Below are 19,759 nucleotides of genomic sequence, written 5' to 3'. Positions count from 1 at the left end.
GTGAGCCTGGAGTTGCTGTTCGAGATCTTTGTTGTCCATTGTTCTGCTCATGGTATCCTCCGGTGCAGAGTACGGGGGCATGAGCAGTTACACAATTTAATTTACAGTCTCAATCTTTAGGGCCTTCTTAATACCTAAATCGTAATCTCTCGTTAAATTTCAATGACTTACCTTTTTATAAACGGAAACTAGTTAAACGTTAATTACCTCTGAGGCTTCAGGCTCTTTTCTATTTTTTGGGGACTGCTCGAGAAGAGGAACAGGGTTAGGTATATGCTTTTCAATTGAAACCCCAAGTATGTATTTTATTGCTGAATCTATGTTTTCCAATGCTCCGCTTGAGTCAGCTAGGCCACTAGTTAACGCTGCTGCAATTACAAGTGCCCCAACTATTTTATTCCATGATGGCCTATCTTCAGAAAACTCAATTTTCGCTTTGTGCAGATATTCGATCAATTGCTTCTTATCCTCCTTGGATAGTGGAGAATTCGATTCAATATTATTAATGGCCACTTCTATAAGACTGATAATTTTCTCGCTATCTAGATTAGACGGCTTAAATACATCTCCATCATGAACCCACCGAGCCATATATGTATCTTTTGATATTTTCACCATATTTTTAAGGCGTCCGAGAGCCACCAACAACCTTTGAATGGGGATAACGTCTTCCGAGAATAATTTTTTCTTACGAAACACATTAGAAATGTACGGCAACTGAAAGAGAATTGTGTTTCTTAATTCATCGAAAAATTTAAGTTTTTGTTTTTTCGCAGCAATTCTTAACGAGACTTCAATTCCAGCAATTGACTCCACCATATGTGAAGCATTAATCAGCGAAACAACGCGCTCATATAGATTTCTGTCAACTGGCCTCAGAAAAACCTGAAATTCATGTATTTCTGATTCAAAGCTTTTTAATATTTCAGCTGCCCCTTCATAGCTATCCCAATTAGCTATTCGCTTCATACCAAAGGTTAGAATTTCTTCTTCGCGGGAAGCGAATTCGGTAAAAAAATCCTCTAGAACTGATATTCTTTTCGCAAACTCGTAAATATCGTGGTGATTCACTATCGTCCCTTAATATGTTTAATTTCCACAGTAGCGGCAGAGCGTAGCGAGATCCAGCCCCATAGGAGCGATGACGCCCCAGCTCGTTGTGCGCTTTACCATTTGCGTGCAAACCTAGATCTGATGAGAGTAGAAATGTATGAATTAAGACCATGACCTTGCAGAGCAAGTGCTTTCATTCTTTCTACTACAGCTTCTCCAGGCCTTTGAGTTGTATAGAGGTAATTACGAAACCTACCTGTTTTAAATCTAACAGTTATCGAGCCGTCAGCGATTTCATACGACTCTACATTGGAGTTTCCGTTAAGATTTTTATATGGCGTCATGAAAACTTCCCTTCAAGTTATTCCTGGCTGGCCCGATCAATTCAGCACATAACGGTTTATTAAACACCACTGCTTTATAATTCTGTTCTCATTCGTTCTGCGGTCAAATAACTCTCAATCAACAAGAACGCTCTATTAATCAACCATAGGAGGGGGGCGAGAAAATTGCACGACACCGCATCTCTAAAATTCTGGATATAGCTGCACACAATAGTATTTAAACCCCCTTCCAAGTCAATAAGTTAGTCTTATTTTAATGAATTTGTCGCGAGGTGCTGGTTAATGTACTGTTCAAAATTTGGGCGCCACTCAAATATTGAGCAGCTAAAGTAGCGGGCATAAAAAAGTGAGCCTCGCCTTTATCGACTTCCGAAGCCAGCTTAAACAGTAACCACCGCCATTCCCGGCTCCCACTGTAAAGCGGACTAAAAGCAATCTCCGGGTACGCACACCCACCCCTCCCATCAGAATCCGCGCACTGCGGCTCATAATCGCTTGGTGGCAGTCCATTGTCCGTTGGCGACTTCCGCTTCCGCACCAACGCGCAATGTTCCGGACGGGTGGCCGAAGGTGACGGCGTTGCGCTCCCCTCCCCCGGCGGCCGGGAAGGTGACGCCGTCCAGTTCGAAATCGCCGGTCTCCTGTACTTCATCGTTGGTGACGGGCACATCAAAAATGGGGGTAGATCAACACTTACCCGGACGTGAATCTCGCCCGCTAGAGTCTGCGGCCTTGCCCGGCCGCCGCTAACCCCATTTGTCACTGATCAGGCTCGGCCACAAGGGGCACTGTGGGGGATTAGAGGCTGCCGCACAACATTCACGATACTCCCAGGATGTTCAATAAACCCCCGCAGACCAGTTAGGCTTTCTTCTCAATATTAAGCCTAAGATTTGCCTCCCCTGCCAGCTCAAGCGCACGATTATACAGCGTCGGCCCCATTTTGAAGTTTGTCAGCCTCAACCTGTTAAGAAAAGGTGCAATAGTGTAGATTAAATTGCGCTCTTTGGCTTTAAGTAGAACACCTACCATACCGGTGATTGGGATGCCCAGGCTCTCCGCTTCCGCCCTACCGGCTTTTTCGTCAATGACCAGCAAATTCGCCTTCTTCTCAAGAGCCAAACCGATAGCCTGGCTCTCACCAGGATCAAGCTTCCGACTGAATTTTGCAGTCACCTCTTCGAAATTGGATACTCTTTCGACGACGATCCAATTTAAAGTTTTAACCTCTTTCGATCCCGGATTTGAATCCCCCAGCCGTGTCAATTCCTCATACACGGCTAAAGGAATATATATCTGATTAAACAATGACTTTAACAGTGAAATCGCACCTATTCTCGACAAATAGGTAATTGCGGTTGTGTCACTTACAACGATCTTCCCTGGGGCGTTCATATTAAAAGTCCTTTAAATTTTTTAAGTCCGTTTCCAGGTCGTCCTCATCGTAGTTAATGAACTGTCCGTACTTACCCAGGATACCGTGGAATTCAATTTCTGAGGTTCCGGTGATTTTTCCTCCTTGAACGCCGTTAATTTTTTCCAGCTTGTATAGAGCTATCGCCAGAATCTCCAGCAGTTCTTTCTCGCTAAGCTCTAAACACTCGGCGACTTCGTCATTTACGTCCAATTTCATAAATCTTACTCCCTTGAAGATAATCACGGCTCAACCGGATTCGATAGTATTTAATTTTTGTATCAAATCAAAGGCTAAGTTCCGCTCGATCTGATTTGGCGCGTAAAGCTACGGATCTCATTGATCCAGTTTCGCCTGGGTCCAAGCGTTAGCACCAGTATTGGAGGGCTCCGCGGTAATTCACGGAGCCCCAGGCTCCGGCGGGTTCAGGGGTGCTGGATGCCGGATCAAGTCCGGCATGACGAGTCCTCAGGGGGGCGGGACTCTTACCCAGCCCTCCATCAGGATGCGCGCACTGCGACTCATGATGGCCTTGGTCGCAGCCCATTGTCCGTTGACGACTTCCGCTTCCGCGCCGACACGCAAGGTGCCGGACGGATGGCCGAAGGTGACGGCGTTGCGCTCCCCTCCCCCGGCGGCCAGATTGACCAGGGTGCCGGGGATGGCGGCGGCGGTGCCGATGGCGACGGCGGCGGTGCCCATCATTGCGTGGTGCAGTTTGCCCATGGACAGGGCGCGCACCAGCAGGTCGATATCACCGGCCGCGACTTGCTTGCCGCTGGATGCGGTATAGCTCTTGGGCGGCGCGACGAAGGCGACCTTGGGGGTATGCTGGCGGTTGGCGGCGTCTTCCAGCTTGTCGATCAGGCCCATTTTTACCGCGCCGTGGGCGCGGATGGTTTCGAACATGGCCAGGGCCTTGTCGTCGCCGTTGATGGCTTCCTGCAGCTCGGTGCCCGTGTAGCCGATCTCGTCGGCGTTGACGAAGATGGTGGGGATGCCGGCGTTGATCATGGTCGCCTTCAGGATGCCGACGCCGGGGACTTCCAGTTCGTCCACCAGGTTGCCGGTGGGGAACATGGCTCCCTCGCCGTCGGCCGGGTCCATGAATTCGATCTGCACTTCGGCCGCCGGGAAGGTGACGCCGTCCAGTTCGAAATCGCCGGTCTCCTGTACCTCACCGTTGGTGATGGGTACGTGGGCGACGATGGTCTTTTTGATATTGGCCTGCCAGATGCGCACGGTGCAGATGCCGTTTTCGGGCACGCGCTCCGCAGCGACGAAGCCGCTGTTGATGGCGAAGGCGCCTACGGCGGCGGTTAGGTTGCCGCAGTTGCCGGACCAGTCTACGAAGGGCTTGTCGATGGAGACCTGGCCGAAGAGGTAGTCGACGTCGTGGTCGGGCTGTTCGCTCTTGGACAGGATGACCGTCTTGCTGGTGCTGGAGGTGGCGCCGCCCATGCCGTCGGTTTGTTTGCCGTAGGGGTCGGGGCTGCCGATTACTCGCAGCAGCAGGTTGTCGCGGGCTTGGCCGGGGGTTTGGGCGGGTTTGGGGAGGTCTTCTAAGCGGAAGAAGACGCCTTTGCTGGTGCCGCCGCGCATGTAGGTGGCGGGGATTTTTATTTGGGGTTTGTGGGTCATGGGGGCATCGTTTGGTTGATTGACTTCGATTTGGGCCCCCTCCCCCGGCCCCTCCCCCGCAAGCGGGAGAGGGGAGGAAGAGGTGGCTTCGATTGGGGCCCCTCCCCTGGCCCCTCCCCCTCGAGCGGGAAATGGGGAAGAGGAGGGACCGGCATTGTGGGTTACTGCAAGTCCGATCGCGGCCAACGGCGGATGGCCGCCCCGCCGATCCTACATCAGGCTGTGGCTTCCGCTTCGAGGAAATCCTTGGCGAAGCGCTGTAGGACGCCGCCGGCTTCGTAGATGGAAACCTCCTCCTGGGTGTCCAGGCGGCAGGTTACCGGGACATCGATGCTCTCGCCGTTCTTGCGGTGGATTACGAGCGTCAGGGTCGCGCGCGGGGTGCGTTCGCCGATCACGTCGTAAGTCTCGGTGCCGTCCAGGCCCAGGGTCTTGCGCGTGGTGCCGGGCTGGAATTCCAGTGGCAGTACGCCCATGCCGATCAGGTTGGTGCGGTGGATGCGCTCGAAGCCCTCGGCGACGATGGCTTCCACACCTGCCAGGCGCACGCCCTTGGCCGCCCAGTCGCGGGAGGAGCCCTGGCCGTAGTCGGCGCCGGCGACGATGATCAGCGGCTGCTTGCGCTCCATATAGGTCTCGATGGCTTCCCACATGCGGGTCACCTTGCCTTCCGGCTCGATGCGGGCGAGGGAGCCCTGCTTCACCTCGCCGTTCTCGTCGCGCACCATTTCGTTCAGCAGTTTCGGGTTGGCGAAGGTGGCGCGCTGGGCGGTCAGGTGGTCGCCGCGATGCGTCGCGTAAGAGTTGAAGTCCTCCTCCGGCAGGCCCATTTTCGCCAGGTATTCGCCGGCGGCACTGCTGGCCAGGATGGCGTTGGACGGCGACAGGTGGTCGGTGGTGATGTTGTCACCGAGCACCGCCAGCGGGCGCATGCCTTTCAGGGCGCGCTCGCCCGCCAACGCGCCTTCCCAGTAGGGCGGGCGGCGGATATAGGTGCTCATCGGGCGCCAGTCGTACAGGGGCTTGCCCTTCTCGCTCTCGCCCTTCTCCAGGTCGAACATCGGGATATAGACGTCGCGGAACTGCTGCGGCTTTACGCTCTGCTTCACGATCGCATCGATTTCTTCGTCGCTCGGCCAGATATCCTTCAGCGTGATCGGCTTGCCGTCTTTATCGTGGCCCAGTGCGTCCTTCTCGATATCGAAACGCATGGTGCCGGCGATGGCGTAGGCGACTACCAGGGGCGGCGAGGCCAGGAAGGCCTGCTTGGCGTAGGGGTGGATGCGGCCGTCGAAGTTGCGGTTGCCGGACAGTACCGCTGTCGCGTACAGATCGCGGTCGATCACTTCCTGTTGGATCTTCGGGTCCAGGGCGCCGCTCATGCCGTTACAGGTGGTGCAGGCAAAGGCGACCACGTCGAAGCCCAGCTGCTGCAGGTCCGGCAGCAGGTCGGCCTCTTCCAGGTACATTTTTACGGTCTTGGAGCCCGGTGCCAGGGAGGTTTTCACCCAAGGCTTGCGGGTCAGGCCCAGCTTGTTGGCGTTGCGGGCGATCAGGCCGGCGGCAATCATGTTGCGCGGGTTGCTGGTGTTGGTGCAGCTGGTGATGGCGGCGATGATCACGGCACCATCGGGCATTAATCCCTCTTTTTCTTCCCATTCTTTGGCGATGCCTCGGTTGGCCAGCTCGGATACCGGCAGCAGCGCGTGCGGGTTGGACGGGCCGGCCAGGTTGCGGCCGACGGAAGAGAGATCGAATTTCAGTACCCGCTCGTAGTCGGCGTCTTTGAGGGTGTCCGCCCAGAGGCCGGTTTCCTTCGCGAATTTTTCTACCAGCGCCACCTGCTCGTCGTCGCGGCCGGTCAGCTTCAGGTAGTCGATGGTCTGCGGGTCTATGGCGAACATGCCGGCGGTGGCGCCGTACTCCGGCGTCATGTTGGCGATGGTGGCGCGGTCGCCCAGGCTCAGGTTGGACGCGCCCTCGCCGAAGAATTCCAGGTAGGCGCCGACCACGCGCTCGCGGCGCAGGAATTCGGTCAGGGCCAGAACCAAGTCGGTGCCGGTAATGCCGGGGCTCAATTTGCCGGTCAGCTCGACGCCGACGATATCGGGCAGGCGCATATAGGAGGCGCGGCCGAGCATCACGCTCTCGGCTTCCAGGCCGCCGACGCCTACTGAAATGACGCCCAGGGCGTCCACCATCGGGGTGTGGCTGTCGGTGCCGACGCAGGTGTCCGGGAAGGCCACGCGCTTTCCATTTTCATCTGGGCGCACCTGCACCACCGGGGACATCTTCTCCAGGTTGATCTGGTGCATGATGCCGTTGCCGGGCGGGATGACGTCGACGTTTTCAAACGCGGTCTTGGTCCAGTTGATAAAGTGGAAGCGGTCTTCGTTGCGGCGCTCTTCCACTGCGCGGTTTTTTTCGAAGGCGTCTTTTTCGAAGCCGGGGTGTTCGACTGCCAGGGAGTGGTCGACGATCAGCTGGGTGGGCACCACCGGGTTGACCTTGGACGGGTCGCCGCCCTTCTCTGCAATCGCATCGCGCAGGCCGGCGAGGTCCACCAGGGCGGTCTGGCCGAGGATATCGTGGCAGACGACCCTGGCCGGGTACCAGGGGAAATCCAGGTCGCGTTTGCGTTCGATGATCTGTTTCAGTGCGTCGGTGAGCTGTTCCGGATCGCAGCGGCGCACCAGGTTTTCCGCCAGGATGCGCGAGGTGTAGGGCAGCCTGGCGTAGGCGCCGGGCTGGATGGCGTCAACGGCGGCGCGGGTGTCGAAGTAGTCGAGGTCCGTGCCGGGGAGATTTTTGCGGTATTTGGTGTTCATCATTGGGTAAATCTGTCTAATCGTATCTTCGCTCGATTTCCGGCACGAAACGGTAGGAGCGGCGGGGCGGCCACCCGCCCATGGCCGCGATCGGACTCTATCGCAACCGCAGATATCGATCGCGGCCATGGGCCGCTCCTACATGGATGGCGGGCCTGCGGCCCGAGTGCCGAGCTGGAGCCTTCAGCGTTCCAAGGTAAACAGCTCGGCGTTCCCAGGGGGTTAGCCGCGTTCGGCAATCGGCACAACCTTCCGCAGTTCCGGACCGGTGTATTCCGCGCTCGGGCGGATAATGCGGTTGTCGGCGCGCTGCTCGAATACGTGGGCGGCCCAGCCGGTTACGCGGCTCATCACGAAGATCGGCGTGAACAGCTTGGTCGGGATGCCCATAAAGTGGTAGGCGGATGCGTGGAAGAAGTCGGCGTTGCAGAACAGCTTCTTCTCGCGCCACATCACTTCCTCGCAGCGCACGGAGACCGGGTAGAGCACTGTGTCGCCCACGTCGGCGGCCAGTTTTTCGGACCACTGCTTGATGATGGCGTTGCGCGGGTCGGATTCGGTGTAGACCGCGTGGCCGAAGCCCATGATCTTTTCCTTGCGCTCCAGCATGCCCAGCAGTTCTTTCTCGGCTTCGTCCGGGCTGGAGAATTTCTCGATCAGTTCCATCGCCGCCTCGTTGGCGCCGCCGTGCAGCGGGCCGCGCAGGGAGCCGATGGCGCCGGTGATGCAGCTGAACAGGTCGGACAGGGTGGAGGCACAGACGCGCGCGGTGAAGGTGGAGGCGTTGAACTCGTGCTCGGCGTACAGAATCAGGGACACGTTCATCACCTGCTCGTGCAGCGCGTTCGGCTTCTCGTCGCGCAGCATGTGCAGGAAGTGGCCGCCGATGGAGTCGTCGTCGGTTTCGGTCTCGATGCGCACGCCGTCGTGCGTGAAGCGGTACCAGTAGCAGATGATGGACGGGAAGGCGGCCAGCAGGCGGTTGGCTTTTTCCTGCTGTTGGTCGAAGGATTCCTCGCCCTCCAGGTTGCCGAGCATAGAGCAGCCGGTGCGCATGACGTCCATCGGGTGGGCGTCGGCAGGGATGCGCTCCAGCACTTCCTTCAGCGCCTGCGGCAGGCCGCGCATGCCTTTCAGTACGCCTTTGTAGTCGGCCAGTTGCGCCTTGGTGGGGAGTTCGCCGTAGAAGATCAGGTAGGCGACTTCTTCGAACTCGCAGTGTTCCGCCAGGTCCTTGACGTCGTAGCCGCGGTAGGTCAGGCCGGAGCCGGATACGCCCACGGTGGACAGTGCGGTTTTACCGGCGACCTGGCCGCGCAGGCCGGCGCCTCCCAGTTTTTTCTCTGCCATCTTTATTTCCCCTTTCTCTTGAGTTTGTTCTTTGCGCTGTAGGAGCCTGCTTGCGGGCGAATAACTCAGGAGTCTTTTCGTACTCCCGCTTCGCCTGCAAGCAGGCTCCTACAAGTAGTCGCCAATTATTTCTTGAAGAGTTCGTCCAGCTTCTGCTCGAACTCGTGGTAGTTCAGGTAGTCGTACAGTTCCTCGCGGGTCTGCATGGTGTCGACCACTGCCTGCTGGTCGCCGTTTTGCAGAATACTGGTATAGACGTTCTCGGCGGCCTTGTTCATGGCGCGGAAGGCGGACAGCGGGTAGAGGACCATGTCGGCGCCGGATTCGCCCAGCTCTTTGGCGTTGTAGAGCCTGGTTTTGCCGAACTCGGTGATGTTGGCGAGGATGGGCACGTTGAGCGCGTCCTTGAAGGCGCGGTAGTGTTCCAGCTCGGTGACCGCCTCGGCGAAGATGCCGTCGGCGCCGGCCTCGATGCAGGCGCGGGCGCGGTCGATGGCGGCTTCCAGGCCCTCCTGGGCGAAGGAATCGGTGCGCGCCATGATGAAGAAGTCGTCGTCGGTGCGGGCGTCAACGGCGGCCTTGATGCGGTCGACCATTTCCTCTTTGGAGACGATTTCCTTGTTCGGGCGGTGGCCGCAGCGCTTCTGCGCCACCTGGTCCTCGATATGCACGGCGGCGGCGCCGGCGCGGATCATTTCCTTGATGGTGCGGGCAATATTGAAGGCGCCGCCCCAGCCGGTGTCGATATCCACCAGCAGCGGCAGTTCGGAGGCAGCGGTGATACGGCGCACGTCTTCGAGCACATTGTCGAGGCTGGTTAGCCCTAAGTCCGGCAGGCCGTAGGAGGCGTTGGCGACGCCGGCGCCGGACAGGTAGATGGCCTTGTGGCCGATGCGCTCCGCCATGATGGCGGTGTAGGCGTTGATGGTGCCCACTACCTGCAGTGGTTGGTTTTCTTGCAGGGCACGGCGGAAACGCGCGCCGGCGGAAGGCTTCTGGCTCATAACTAGCTCCGATTAACTGGTCAGTTTCTTTTCAATGTTGTGTCGCGACGCGCGGATATGCCGGCGCATCAGCAGCTCGGCCAGCTCGCCATCCCCCGCTTCGATGGCCTCAATGATATGGCTGTGCTCGCGGAAGGCGCGCCTGGCCCGCGGGCTGGCCATGCCCAGCTGGTAGCGGTACATGCGCACCCGGTAGTAGAGGCGGTTGCAGAGGGTGTCGATCAGCAGGTCGTTCTTGGAGGCCTGCACTATGCGGAAGTGGAAGTCGAAGTCCCCCTCCGGCTGGAAATAGGCCTTGCCCGCCTGCAGCTCTTCCTGCTGCTCGTGGCGGGCCAGCATCTGGCGCAGTTCGGCCAGGTCCTCGTCGCTGCGGTGCTCGGCGGCCAGGCGGCAGGCCATGCCCTCCAGGGCCTCGCGCACTTCATAGAGGTCCAGCAGGCCGCGCTCGGTCAGGTCCACCACCCGCGCGCCCACGTGCACCCGGCGCTCCAGCAGGCCCAGGGATTCGAGGCGCATCAATGCCTCGCGCAGGCTGCCGCGGCTGGCGTTGAAGCGCCGCGCCAGCTCCGGCTCGCTGATCTTGCTGCCGGCGGCGATCTGTCCCTCGACGATTTCACCGCGCAGGGTCACGAACAGCCGCTCGGCCAGGCTCTGGTTGGTCTCTATTGCCTGCAGCTGTCCGCCTTCCAATTTTGGGCTCTCCCGGGATGGATCAAGATTGTCGACAATCTCAAGTGGAGAAGACCATAGACCAGGAAAAACCTCCCGTCAACCGCGACTAAGGGTGGATGGATTGTTGACAATCTGGTGAGAGGGCTGACTTTTTGTGGGGCGGTAGTCTTGTAACAACTAAGTGGGCATAATAGCGCCCGCGCCGGTACGTCCACGCCGGCATGCCCGTGCCCCGGCCTGCCCCCGGCATCCTATGATTACAGGTGGGCAGCGCGGGCGTGTCACCCTGGTCGACACTTTTCCATTGGCGACAGTTCAGTATCGTTAAGGCTGCCAGCACCCGGATCAATCGAGTTATGCCGAAGAGTATTATCAGGCGATGGCTGCCAACACCCGAACAGGTCCGCTCCAATAGCGGCCTGCGCTTCTTCGGTACTCTTCTGCACGACCCCAACCTCTTCCACCTGAACCGCCACTCGGTATCCGTGGCCTTTGCCGTGGGCGTCTTCACCAGCTTCCTGCCCCTGCCCGGACAGATGATCATCGCCGCCCTGCTGGCGCTCTGGTTCCGCTGCAACCTGCCGCTGTCGATGATCCTGGTGTGGATCACCAACCCGGTGACCATGCCGGTGATCTTCTACAGCACCTACAAACTGGGCGCCTGGATACTGGGCACGCCGCCGGTGGATTTCAGGATTGAGCTGTCGTGGGAGTGGTTGACGGAAGAGGTGGGGAAAATCTGGCTGCCGCTGTTTTTTGGCTCGCTGCTCGCCGGCATCTTCTTCGCCACGGTGTCCTACTTTGCGATGCAGGCGCTGTGGCGGTGGCATGTGGTGAAGCGGTGGAAGCTGCGGCTGGCGAGGAGATCCGGAGTCAATTTCCAGTAGGCCGGGATCAGGCGGCGATACCCTCGACGGTCAAATGGCCTACATCCGTGCGCTGACTTGCGTGCTCGAAGGTGAGAGCGCAGATGTTACCCTTCTCGTCGATATCCATAATGGTATTTTCGTCCAGATCCCTGGATTCAACGATGCCGCTATCGCGAAACTCGATATACAGGGTGTCGGTGTCTCCGAAGTATTGGACTTTCATGGCTACCTCGTCGTCTTCACGCCGGACCCCTTTATTCATGCCGCAGCGCAGCCGCCGGCTGCACGCGGCTGGCCTGTAGGGCCGGATACAGGGTCGCCAGCAGGCTGAGCAGGAAGCCCGCCCCCACCACCAGCGCCACGTCACCCCACTGCAGTTCGGACGGCAGATAGTCCACCGGATAGACGTCGGACTTCAGGAACTGCACCCCGAACAGGGATTCCAGCCCCGCCACCAGGTCGGTCACCGTCAGGGATCCGAGTATGCCCAGCAGTCCGCCGACCACGGCGCCGACCAGGCCCACCAGCGCCCCCTGGCTGACAAACGTCAGCAGTATCTCGCGGGTGCTGGCGCCCATGGTGCGAAGAATCGCGATATCGCCGTGCTTGTCGATCACCACCATCACCAGGGTGGACACCACATTGAAGGCGGCGATGGCGATGATCAGCAGTACCAGCAGGCCCACCAGGTTGCGGGACATCTGGATCGCCTGGTAGAGATTGCCGTGGGTGCTGCTCCAGTCGCTGCCGTAGAAATCCTGTGCCGGCAGTTCCCGCAGCAGGCGGCGCATGATCCAGTTGGCCTCGAGCATTTCCTCCAGGCGCAGCTGCACGCCGGCGCCGCCGCTGCCGCCGGCCAGGGACTGGGCCTGGGGCCAGGAGACCAGGGCCAGGGAGTGATCCAGGGCCGTGCCGGAGTGGAAGATGTCGGCGACTTTAAAGCCCGCCAGGCGCGCCGCGCGGCGGCCGCCGTCGGCGCTCTCGCTGTTGGGCACTATCAGGGACAGGTGCTCGCCCTCCTCGACGCCGAGTTTCTCCGCGATCCCCTTGCCGAGAATCACGCCCGGCTCAGCCGGGTCACCGAGAGCGGCAAAGCCCTGCGGATCGAGGAAGCGGCCGATATTGGAGACCTGGACAATCGTCTCCGGGTTGATGCCCTGCACCAGCAGCGGCGTGACCTCCCTGCCCTTGCGCGCCAGCGCATTGACCTGCCACACCTCCGCCGCGGCCGTCACTTCTGGATCGGCCGCCAGCTGGTCGCGCAGCGCCGGCCAGTCGATATCCGGGCTGGCGTTGTAGATGGTGGCGTGGGGCATGATGCCGAGGATGCGCTCGCGGAGCTCGCGGTCGAAGCCGTTCATCACCGACATCACGACGATCATCAGCGCTACGCCGAGAATCAGGCCGATCATCGACAGCCCGGAGATAAACGAGACCAGTCCGCCGGAATCCTCACTGCGGCGCTGGGCGCCGGCGTAGCGCAGGCCGATAAAGGCGGGCAGCGGCCTAAACATGGTCACCCTGGTGCCAGCCGCTTTCGAGTTTGCCATCGATCAGGTGCAGGGTGCGGTCCAGGGCCGCGGCCAGGTCCGGGTCGTGGGTGACGATCACGAAGCTGATACCCATCTCCTCGTTGAGCCTGTCCATCAGTTTGTGGATCTCTTTCGCGGTTGCGCGATCCAGGTTGCCGGTGGGTTCGTCCATCAGCACGCAGGCGGGCCGGGTCACCAGCGCGCGGGCGATGGCCACCCGCTGGCGCTCGCCGCCGGACAGCTGCGACGGCTTGTGGCTCAATCGCTCGCCGAGGCCCACCGCCTGCAGCATTTCCGTGGCCTCCTTCCGCGCATCGCCGACCGGGTGCTTGCCGATCAGCAGCGGCATGGCGACGTTTTCCAGCGCCGAGAATTCCCCCAGCAGGTGGTGGAACTGGTAGACGAAGCCCAGGCTGCTGTTGCGCAGCCAGCCGCGCTCATTCGCGTCCAGAGTGGCCAGGTTCTGCCCCGCCACCCAGACCTCGCCGGCGCTGGGGGTATCCAGGCCGCCGAGCAGGTTCAGCAGTGTCGACTTGCCGGAGCCGGAGGCGCCGACGATCGCCAGTTTCTCGCCGCGCTGCACTTCCAGCTCCACGCCGCGCAGCACTTCCAGCTCTTTCGTGCCCTGGCGGTAGCGCTTGCGCAACTGGCGGCAGGCGAGTACTGCGCCGGTGCCGGATTGCGCAGGCGCGACCTGCTCAGTATTGATTTCCACTTGGCTGTTCATCAATTTAATTAGCCTGTTTATTCATCCTTGTAGGAGCCTGCCTGCAGGCGACCAAATTGCCTGGAGCAATTTGGCACAGCGAAGCTGCCCGAAGCGCGAGGCACAGGGATGTGCCTCGTAAAAAGGGCGGAACTCCGTAGCCTTTCGCCTGCAGGCAGGCTCCTACAGTCAATACATACCTTCGTTCGTAGCCGTAGGGTGCGCTGTGCGCACCACCTCACAGAGGCCAACCGGCGAGCAATTTGGTGCGCGCGGCGCACCCTACCATCAAATCACTCGTAACGCAGGGCTTCCGCCGGCTCTATCTGCGCCGCGCGCCAGGCGGGGAACAGGGTTGCCAGCAGACTCATCAAAACTGCGGCGGTCAGCACCAGGACCGCATCGGCGCTGCGGAATTCCGACGGCAGGAAGCTGACGAAAAATACCCGCGGATCGAATATCTTCGCCCCCAGCAGGTTTTCCACCCAGCTGACCATCTCGGTCAGGTTCAACGCGATCAGTATGCCCAGCAGCGCGCCGGCAAAGGCGCCGACAATGCCGATGGCACTGCCCTGCACCACGAACACCGACATTATCTGCCGCGACGTCAGCCCCAGGGTGCGCAGCACGGCGATATCCGAGCGCTTGTCGGCGACCATCAGCACCAACGCGGAGACGATATTGAACGCGGCCACGGCGACGATGATCATCAGCATCAGGGTGACCACGGTCTTTTCCATCTTCACCGCCTGGAACAGGCTGCCCTGGGACAGGCTCCAGTCCTCGCCCTTGAACCCTTCGCCCAGGCCCTCGGCATAGCCGGATACGCGCCCCAGGGCATTGTCCATATCGTCGAAGCGCAGTTGCAGCCCCTGGACCTTTCCGCGTATGCGCAGCAGCCGCGCGGCGTCATCGATATGCATCAGCGCCGTGCTCTGGTCCACCTGGGCGCCGACGGAAAAGACTCCGGCCACGGTAAAGCGCTTGGTGCGCGGGAAGATACCGGCGGGGGTCACCACCACTTCCGGCAGGGTCAGCACCACGCTGTCGCCGGGAATCACGTTCAGCTGGCGGGCCAGGATGCGGCCGAGGACTATGTTGTAGCTGCGGGATTGCAGCGCATCCAGGCTGCCCATGATCATATGTTCGCCAACCTCGGACACGTTGCGCAGCGCGCGGGGGTCCACGCCCTGGAACTCGACACCGTGGCTGCCGCCGCCGGCGCCCAGCAGGGCAAAGCCGCGCACGAAGGGGCTGGCGGCCTCCACATGGGGCTGCTGCTCCAGTTGCTGCGCGGCAGTGCGCCAGTCCTCCAGCCCGCCTTCCTTCTCGACGAAGCCGTGGGGCACCACGCTGAGGATGCGGGTCTTCAGCTCCCGGTCGAAGCCGTTCATCACCGAAGTCACGACGATCAGCGCCATGACGCCCAGCGCCATGCCCAGCAGGGAGAAGCCGTTGATAAAGGAGATGAACTGCTGTCGGCGGCGGGCGGCCACGTAGCGCAGGCCGATAAAGAGGGGTACTGGCTTGATCATGGGGGTGATTTAAGCGGAAAAGCGTTGGGAAATCCAAGTGTTTACACACATTTAGCGCTTGTTGAACTTGGAGAGCCTGTCCCGCAGCCGCTGCAGATCCTGTTCCGTCCACCCCTGCGGCTCCGTCAGCGCCAGCCAGGCGCGCACATAATCCGCCGGCGCGTAGCTGTGCCCGAAGCCCATGGGCGCGACGCCCGCGTGCATATCCGCCGCCAACTGGAACATGGTCACTATCGGGTACCACTGCAGATCCGGCGAGACATCCCGCGCCCGCGGCGCCTTCATCCAGGCGGGTTCCCGGTACAGGGCCTCGGGCTCGAAGAAGACGATCGGGTCGCTGCCGTGCTGCAGGTAGGCGAGGCGAAAGGAACCCCAGGGGGCCGAGCCCTGGTCGTAGCCACCGAAATGATTGCCGAAGCGCACCACGGCGCCATCGCGGAACACCGGCAGCCAGGCCGGCGAGCCGGGATCGCGCTCCGCCGTGACCTCCCGCCAGGTGTTGCTGCGAAACGGCGGCCCGGTCCAGAGGGCGCCGTCGAAGGGGTCGTCGATGATGTCGTAGAAGTCGAAGGAGCGGTCGGAGTTGAGCGCCCCCAGGCTCAGGCCGAACAGGTACAGCCGCGGCCGCGATTCCTTTGGCAGTTGGCGCCAGTGGCCGTAGACGGCCTCGAACAGCGCCTCCGCCGATTCCCGGCCGTAGGCATCCTCGGTCATCAGGGCTATCGGGCTCGGCAGGTAGGAATACTGCGCGGCCACGCTGGCGATATCCCCGCGGTGCAGGAACTCCACCGAGTTGATGCCGCCCGGATCCACCCAGCCGGTGCCGGTGGGCGTGATCAGTATCAGCACCGAGCGATCGAAGCCCCCCACCCGCTTCAGTTCCTCGAGCGCGAGCCTGGCGCGCTCGCCCGGCGTCTCCGCCGCATTCAGTCCCACATAGACGCGGATCGGGTCCTTGGCCTCGCCGGTCACCTCGCCGATATCGGCCGCGGTGGGGCCCAGTGCCAGGTAGCGGCGCCCCTGGTGGCCCATATCCTGCCAGCTCAGCAGGGAATCGGCGCCGCCGGGCTTCGCCGGGTCGCTGGGCGCGGGCATGTCCGGCTGGATACGCTCGTCCAGTTCCCGATAGATGGAATCCACCGTATGCAGGGCCGCGTTGATGAGTACATCGTTGACGATGGCCCAGAAGAGCGCGAAGGCCGCCACCAGCCCAAGTAACAGCGACACGCGCCGCGGTATCACCTTTTCCAGCTTGCGCGACAGGAAGAAATAGGTGCGCCGGAACAGCTTGGCGATCAGCAGTACCAGCAGGAAGAGTGCCAGCGCCACCAGTCCCACAGTAAAAGGCCGCACCCCGGAGACGGTTTCCAGCCCCATCACGGAACGGACCGAGTTCTGCCACTCGCTCGCCTGGAACAGAAACGCCAGCGCCAGCAGCGCGCAGAGGGCGGCGGCAATCCACTGCAGCCAGCGGCGGGCTTTCTCACCCGGCAGCGGCAGGCAGAGGAAGGACCAGAGCCAGGTCAGCAGCGCACCCACGCCGTAGCCGGCCGCAAATGACAGCCCGGAAATGCTGCCCTGAACAATGTCGGTGCGCGGAATCAGGGAGGGCGTCAGCGACAGCGCAAAGAAGACGGTGCCAATCAGCAATCCGGCAGTGGAAAAGAAGTGTCCCAGTCGCATCCGTGCCACTCGCAGGTCAAAGTTTGACCTAAAGGATAGTCCGGATACAGCGCCGGGGGATTCGGCGGAGCGCGAAAAACGTGAAGAAATCCAAGTGTTTAGGCAGAATATCTGCTTTAATTGGCAACAACCCAGAATAACCACTCCCGGAGAAGGACAAATGTTCAGCAGACTCCGCAGCCGTATCCCCTGCCTGGCCGGTGCAGCCACCCTGCTCCTGGCCCTCGGCGCACAGGCGGAAACCCTCGAAGTGCCGGTCGGCGCCCAGGGCGGCGATGCCACTGTCGAGCAGGTGCGCGGCCTGAAGAAAGACCAGGTCACCGCGCGCCTCGGCGATCCCATCGGCATCCAGGGCCCGGTGGGCGAACCTGCCATCACCCGCTGGGAGTACGCCGATTTCTATGTCTACTTCGAGTGGGACGTGGCGCTGCACACGGTAAAGAAGCACCGCGGCTGACCACCTGATCGAATTCATCACCAAGGAAGGATAAAAACCAATGTTTAAACCGCAAACTTCCATCTGCCGGGCACTGGGTTTCGCCATCGCAGCCGTCGCCCTGGGCCAACCGGCCGTCGCACAGACCGATCCGGGCCAGTTCGCCATGCAGGATATGGCGAACCAGTTGGGCAAATTCAGCGGCTCCATGCACACCCTCGCCAGGGCCTGCGGAGACTACTCCGAGGAACAGCTGGCGAAAATGAAACAACAGCAGAGGGAGCAGTTGAAAGAATCCGGCATGGACATCAGCGGTTTCGAAAAGGCCTTCGCCAGCAGCGAGAGTGAAACGGCCGAGAGATGGAAAACCATGTCCGAGGCGGAACAGCAGGCGACCTGCGAGGAGATCAAGCAGCAGATGTCCATGGCACCCGCCGCGGATTGACGCCACGGCAATTCCAACCAACTGAACCACCAATCCCGGGCACAGGTGGCCGCTTTTCCGCCGGAGCCTTGCCCGGGAAGCTTTTCTCCCCTGCGCGCAATTACCGGGCTGCGCCCTTTCCGACCCACCATTTCTGGCCGATAAATCCACCCAACCCTGCCACGAGATACTTCAATCGGGGCCAAGATTGAATGGCCACCACCCAATGCCATTGCCGCGTCCGGTCGGTGCCTGGCGGAACAGCGGCTGAGACAGCGGATGTCCGGAGCTATGAGCGACGAACAACAGCAGCGCCATGCGGGCGACGACGGCGGGGCCGGGACAGTGCCCGCCCTGTTCACGGATCTGTACGAGTTGACCATGCTCCAGGCCTACCTGGACGAGGGCCTGACGGAGCGCGCCGTCTTCAGCCTGGCCGTGCGCCGCCTGCCGGCCAGGCGCAACTACCTGGTCGCCTGCGGCATCGACACCATCGTCGACTACCTGGAGCGCCTGCGCTTCGACGACGGCGACCTCGCCTATCTCGACTCCCTCGGCACCTTCAGCGAGCGGTTTTTGTCCTGGCTCCAGGGCTTCCGCTTCAGCGGGGACCTGTACGCCGTGCCCGAGGGCACGCCGGTGTTCGCCAACGAACCCATCCTCGAGGTCGTGGCGCCGCTGCCGGAGGCGCAGCTGCTGGAGACACTGGTCATGAACCAGGTGCACCTACAGACCCTGCTCGCCTCCAAGGCGGCGCGGGTGGTCGCCGCGGCGCAGGGCCGGCCGGTGATCGACTTCGGTGCGCGGCGCATGCACGGCCTCGACGCCGCAGTCCAGGGCGCCCGCGCCCAGTACATCGCCGGTGTCTCCGCCACGTCCAACCTGCTGGCCGGAAAGCGCTACGGTATCCCGGTCGCCGGCACCATGGCACACAGCTATGTCCAGGCCCACGACAGCGAGGCGGCGGCCTTCCGCGCCTTTGCCGCGCGCTATCCGCAAACGGTGCTGCTGGTGGATACCTACGATACCGCGGACGGGGTGCGCGAGGTCATCGAACTGGCGCGGGCGCTCGGCGGCGAATTCCGGGTGCGAGGGGTGCGGCTGGACTCGGGGGATCTCGCGCAACTGGCCCGGGAAGCGCGCCAGCTGCTCGATGGCGCCGGCTTGTCACAGGTGGAGGTCATCGCCAGCGGCGGGCTCGACGAGGATGTCATCGCCGACCTGCTGTCGTCGGGAGCACCCATCGACGGTTTCGGGGTGGGCACGCACATGGGCGTCTCCCGCGACGCCCCGGACCTGGATATCGCCTATAAGCTCTGCGAGTATGCGGGCGAAGGGCGTCTGAAACTCTCGCCCGGGAAGCCCATTCTGCCGGGGCGCAAACAGGTTTTCCGACTGGCGGATGGCGATCGCGACCTGCGCGACGTCATCGCCTGCGCCGATGAAACACTTCCCGGGCGCCCACTGCTAAAGCCGGTGATGCGCGCGGGCAAGCGGGTCTCCGCACCCGAACCGCTGGAGCAAACGCGGGATTACACCCGCGCACAGTTGGCGCGGCTGCCGGCCCGGGTGCGGGCAAACGCTCCCGCCGAGCCACCCTATCCGGTGGCGCTCAGCCCGCGCCTGGAGAAGCTCAAGGCGCGGGTCCGGCGCAAGGTTGCCCGTTGAACACTTACCGGGAGACACCCCATGAATGACATCGAAAAACAGCTGCAGCCCGGCGACGGCCTGCTGCTGGTGGACGTCCAGAACGATTTCTGCCCCGGCGGCGCCCTGGCGATCGAGGGTGGCGACGAGATAGTTCCCCAGCTCAACCGCTGGATCGACGCCGCCGTTGCCAGGGGCGTCCCGATCTACGCCTCCCGGGACTGGCACCCCGTCGGCCACGTCAGCTTCCGGGAAAAGGGCGGCCCCTGGCCGGTTCACTGCCTGCAGGATACCCAGGGCGCCGAGTTCCACCCGGACCTGAGGCTACCGGCATCCACGACAAAGATCACAAAGGGCGTACGCTTCGACCGGGACCAGAATTCCGCTTTCGACGAAACCGGCCTGGCGCAGCAGCTTCGCAACGACGGCATCCGGCGCCTGTGGGTCGGTGGCCTCGCGGAAGACGTCTGCGTCCGCGCCACCGTACTCGACGCCCTGCGACTGGGCTTCGAGTGCCGGCTCATCGCCGACGGCACGCGGCCGGTAACCGAGGAAGGCGGCGACAAGGCGCGGCGGGAGATGCTGCAGGTGGGGGCAAAGCTGCACAGGGAATGAGTCCGG

Annotated in this window: 19 protein-coding genes; 5 read left to right on the top strand and 14 right to left on the bottom strand. The window is 61.2% G+C overall.

The annotated features are described in order from the left end of the window. Positions 1 to 192 precede the first annotated feature (192 nt). The 9 genes from AC6R19_RS21385 to AC6R19_RS21345 form a co-directional block, all read right to left on the bottom strand. On the bottom strand, positions 193 to 1,071 hold the full coding sequence (locus tag AC6R19_RS21385) for a hypothetical protein (protein ID WP_500581912.1): 879 nt from the start codon (positions 1,069 to 1,071) through the stop codon (positions 193 to 195). An 811-nt stretch (positions 1,072 to 1,882) separates the two neighbouring features. Beyond that, the gene (locus AC6R19_RS21380; RefSeq protein WP_500581911.1) at positions 1,883 to 2,065 is read right to left on the bottom strand and encodes a hypothetical protein; all 183 of its coding nucleotides are present in this window, start codon (positions 2,063 to 2,065) and stop codon (positions 1,883 to 1,885) included. Between the two features lie 193 nt (positions 2,066 to 2,258). Next, positions 2,259 to 2,792, bottom strand: a complete 534-nt coding sequence (locus AC6R19_RS21375; RefSeq protein ID WP_500581910.1) for a PIN domain-containing protein — start codon at positions 2,790 to 2,792, stop codon at positions 2,259 to 2,261. Position 2,793: 1 nt separating this feature from the next. Then, positions 2,794 to 3,030: a UPF0175 family protein gene (locus AC6R19_RS21370; RefSeq protein ID WP_500581909.1), complete on the bottom strand. Its 237-nt coding sequence runs from the start codon at positions 3,028 to 3,030 to the stop codon at positions 2,794 to 2,796. A 249-nt stretch (positions 3,031 to 3,279) separates the two neighbouring features. After that, on the bottom strand, positions 3,280 to 4,452 hold the full coding sequence (gene prpF, locus AC6R19_RS21365; RefSeq protein ID WP_500581908.1) for a 2-methylaconitate cis-trans isomerase PrpF: 1,173 nt from the start codon (positions 4,450 to 4,452) through the stop codon (positions 3,280 to 3,282). A 215-nt stretch (positions 4,453 to 4,667) separates the two neighbouring features. Next, positions 4,668 to 7,283: a Fe/S-dependent 2-methylisocitrate dehydratase AcnD gene (gene acnD, locus AC6R19_RS21360; protein ID WP_500581907.1), complete on the bottom strand. Its 2,616-nt coding sequence runs from the start codon at positions 7,281 to 7,283 to the stop codon at positions 4,668 to 4,670. A 219-nt stretch (positions 7,284 to 7,502) separates the two neighbouring features. Continuing rightward, positions 7,503 to 8,630, bottom strand: a complete 1,128-nt coding sequence (prpC, locus tag AC6R19_RS21355; protein WP_500581906.1) for a bifunctional 2-methylcitrate synthase/citrate synthase — start codon at positions 8,628 to 8,630, stop codon at positions 7,503 to 7,505. Between the two features lie 125 nt (positions 8,631 to 8,755). Beyond that, positions 8,756 to 9,634, bottom strand: a complete 879-nt coding sequence (prpB, locus tag AC6R19_RS21350; protein WP_500581905.1) for a methylisocitrate lyase — start codon at positions 9,632 to 9,634, stop codon at positions 8,756 to 8,758. 12 nt (positions 9,635 to 9,646) lie between these two features. Beyond that, complete coding sequence (locus AC6R19_RS21345) at positions 9,647 to 10,324, bottom strand: GntR family transcriptional regulator (RefSeq protein ID WP_500581904.1); 678 nt, start codon at positions 10,322 to 10,324, stop codon at positions 9,647 to 9,649. A 338-nt stretch (positions 10,325 to 10,662) separates the two neighbouring features. Between AC6R19_RS21345 and AC6R19_RS21340 the strand changes: the two genes are divergently transcribed. Beyond that, positions 10,663 to 11,193 carry a DUF2062 domain-containing protein gene (locus tag AC6R19_RS21340; protein WP_500581903.1) on the top strand — a complete coding sequence of 177 codons (531 nt, stop codon included), beginning with the start codon at positions 10,663 to 10,665 and terminating at the stop codon, positions 11,191 to 11,193. Positions 11,194 to 11,200: 7 nt separating this feature from the next. Here AC6R19_RS21340 and AC6R19_RS21335 read toward each other — a convergent pair whose 3' ends face one another. The 5 genes from AC6R19_RS21335 to AC6R19_RS21315 all read right to left on the bottom strand — a co-directional run bounded on the left by AC6R19_RS21335 (position 11,201) and on the right by AC6R19_RS21315 (position 16,631). Further along, positions 11,201 to 11,398 (bottom strand): DUF2283 domain-containing protein, encoded by a 198-nt coding sequence (locus AC6R19_RS21335; protein WP_500581902.1) that lies wholly within the window; start codon positions 11,396 to 11,398, stop codon positions 11,201 to 11,203. Positions 11,399 to 11,429: 31 nt separating this feature from the next. Further along, positions 11,430 to 12,689, bottom strand: coding sequence for a lipoprotein-releasing ABC transporter permease subunit (locus AC6R19_RS21330; protein WP_500581901.1), 1,260 nt, complete (start codon positions 12,687 to 12,689; stop codon positions 11,430 to 11,432). Further along, a complete protein-coding gene (lolD, locus tag AC6R19_RS21325; RefSeq protein WP_500581900.1) occupies positions 12,682 to 13,434 on the bottom strand; it encodes a lipoprotein-releasing ABC transporter ATP-binding protein LolD in 753 nt (250 codons plus the stop codon). Before lolD ends, AC6R19_RS21330 begins: the two co-directional genes overlap by 8 nt. Before the next feature lie 272 nt (positions 13,435 to 13,706). After that, on the bottom strand, positions 13,707 to 14,948 hold the full coding sequence (locus tag AC6R19_RS21320; RefSeq protein WP_500581899.1) for a lipoprotein-releasing ABC transporter permease subunit: 1,242 nt from the start codon (positions 14,946 to 14,948) through the stop codon (positions 13,707 to 13,709). A gap of 51 nt (positions 14,949 to 14,999) precedes the next feature. Further along, the gene (locus tag AC6R19_RS21315) at positions 15,000 to 16,631 is read right to left on the bottom strand and encodes an alpha/beta hydrolase (RefSeq protein ID WP_500581898.1); all 1,632 of its coding nucleotides are present in this window, start codon (positions 16,629 to 16,631) and stop codon (positions 15,000 to 15,002) included. A gap of 160 nt (positions 16,632 to 16,791) precedes the next feature. Here AC6R19_RS21315 and AC6R19_RS21310 point away from each other — a divergent pair, with 160 nt between their 5' ends. The 4 genes from AC6R19_RS21310 (at position 16,792) to AC6R19_RS21295 (ending at position 19,753) form a co-directional block, all read left to right on the top strand. Further along, complete coding sequence (locus AC6R19_RS21310) at positions 16,792 to 17,088, top strand: hypothetical protein (protein WP_500581897.1); 297 nt, start codon at positions 16,792 to 16,794, stop codon at positions 17,086 to 17,088. Between the two features lie 40 nt (positions 17,089 to 17,128). Beyond that, positions 17,129 to 17,512, top strand: coding sequence for a hypothetical protein (locus AC6R19_RS21305; protein WP_500581896.1), 384 nt, complete (start codon positions 17,129 to 17,131; stop codon positions 17,510 to 17,512). Positions 17,513 to 17,782: 270 nt separating this feature from the next. Next, on the top strand, positions 17,783 to 19,159 hold the full coding sequence (locus tag AC6R19_RS21300; protein ID WP_500581895.1) for a nicotinate phosphoribosyltransferase: 1,377 nt from the start codon (positions 17,783 to 17,785) through the stop codon (positions 19,157 to 19,159). A 21-nt stretch (positions 19,160 to 19,180) separates the two neighbouring features. Then, the gene (locus tag AC6R19_RS21295) at positions 19,181 to 19,753 is read left to right on the top strand and encodes a nicotinamidase (RefSeq protein WP_500581894.1); all 573 of its coding nucleotides are present in this window, start codon (positions 19,181 to 19,183) and stop codon (positions 19,751 to 19,753) included. Positions 19,754 to 19,759 lie beyond the last annotated feature (6 nt).

This window comes from Microbulbifer sp. SE14 (assembly GCF_059834885.1).
The sequence above is the reverse complement of the archived record's forward strand: the minus strand, read 5'-3'. Positions and strand labels throughout refer to the sequence as shown.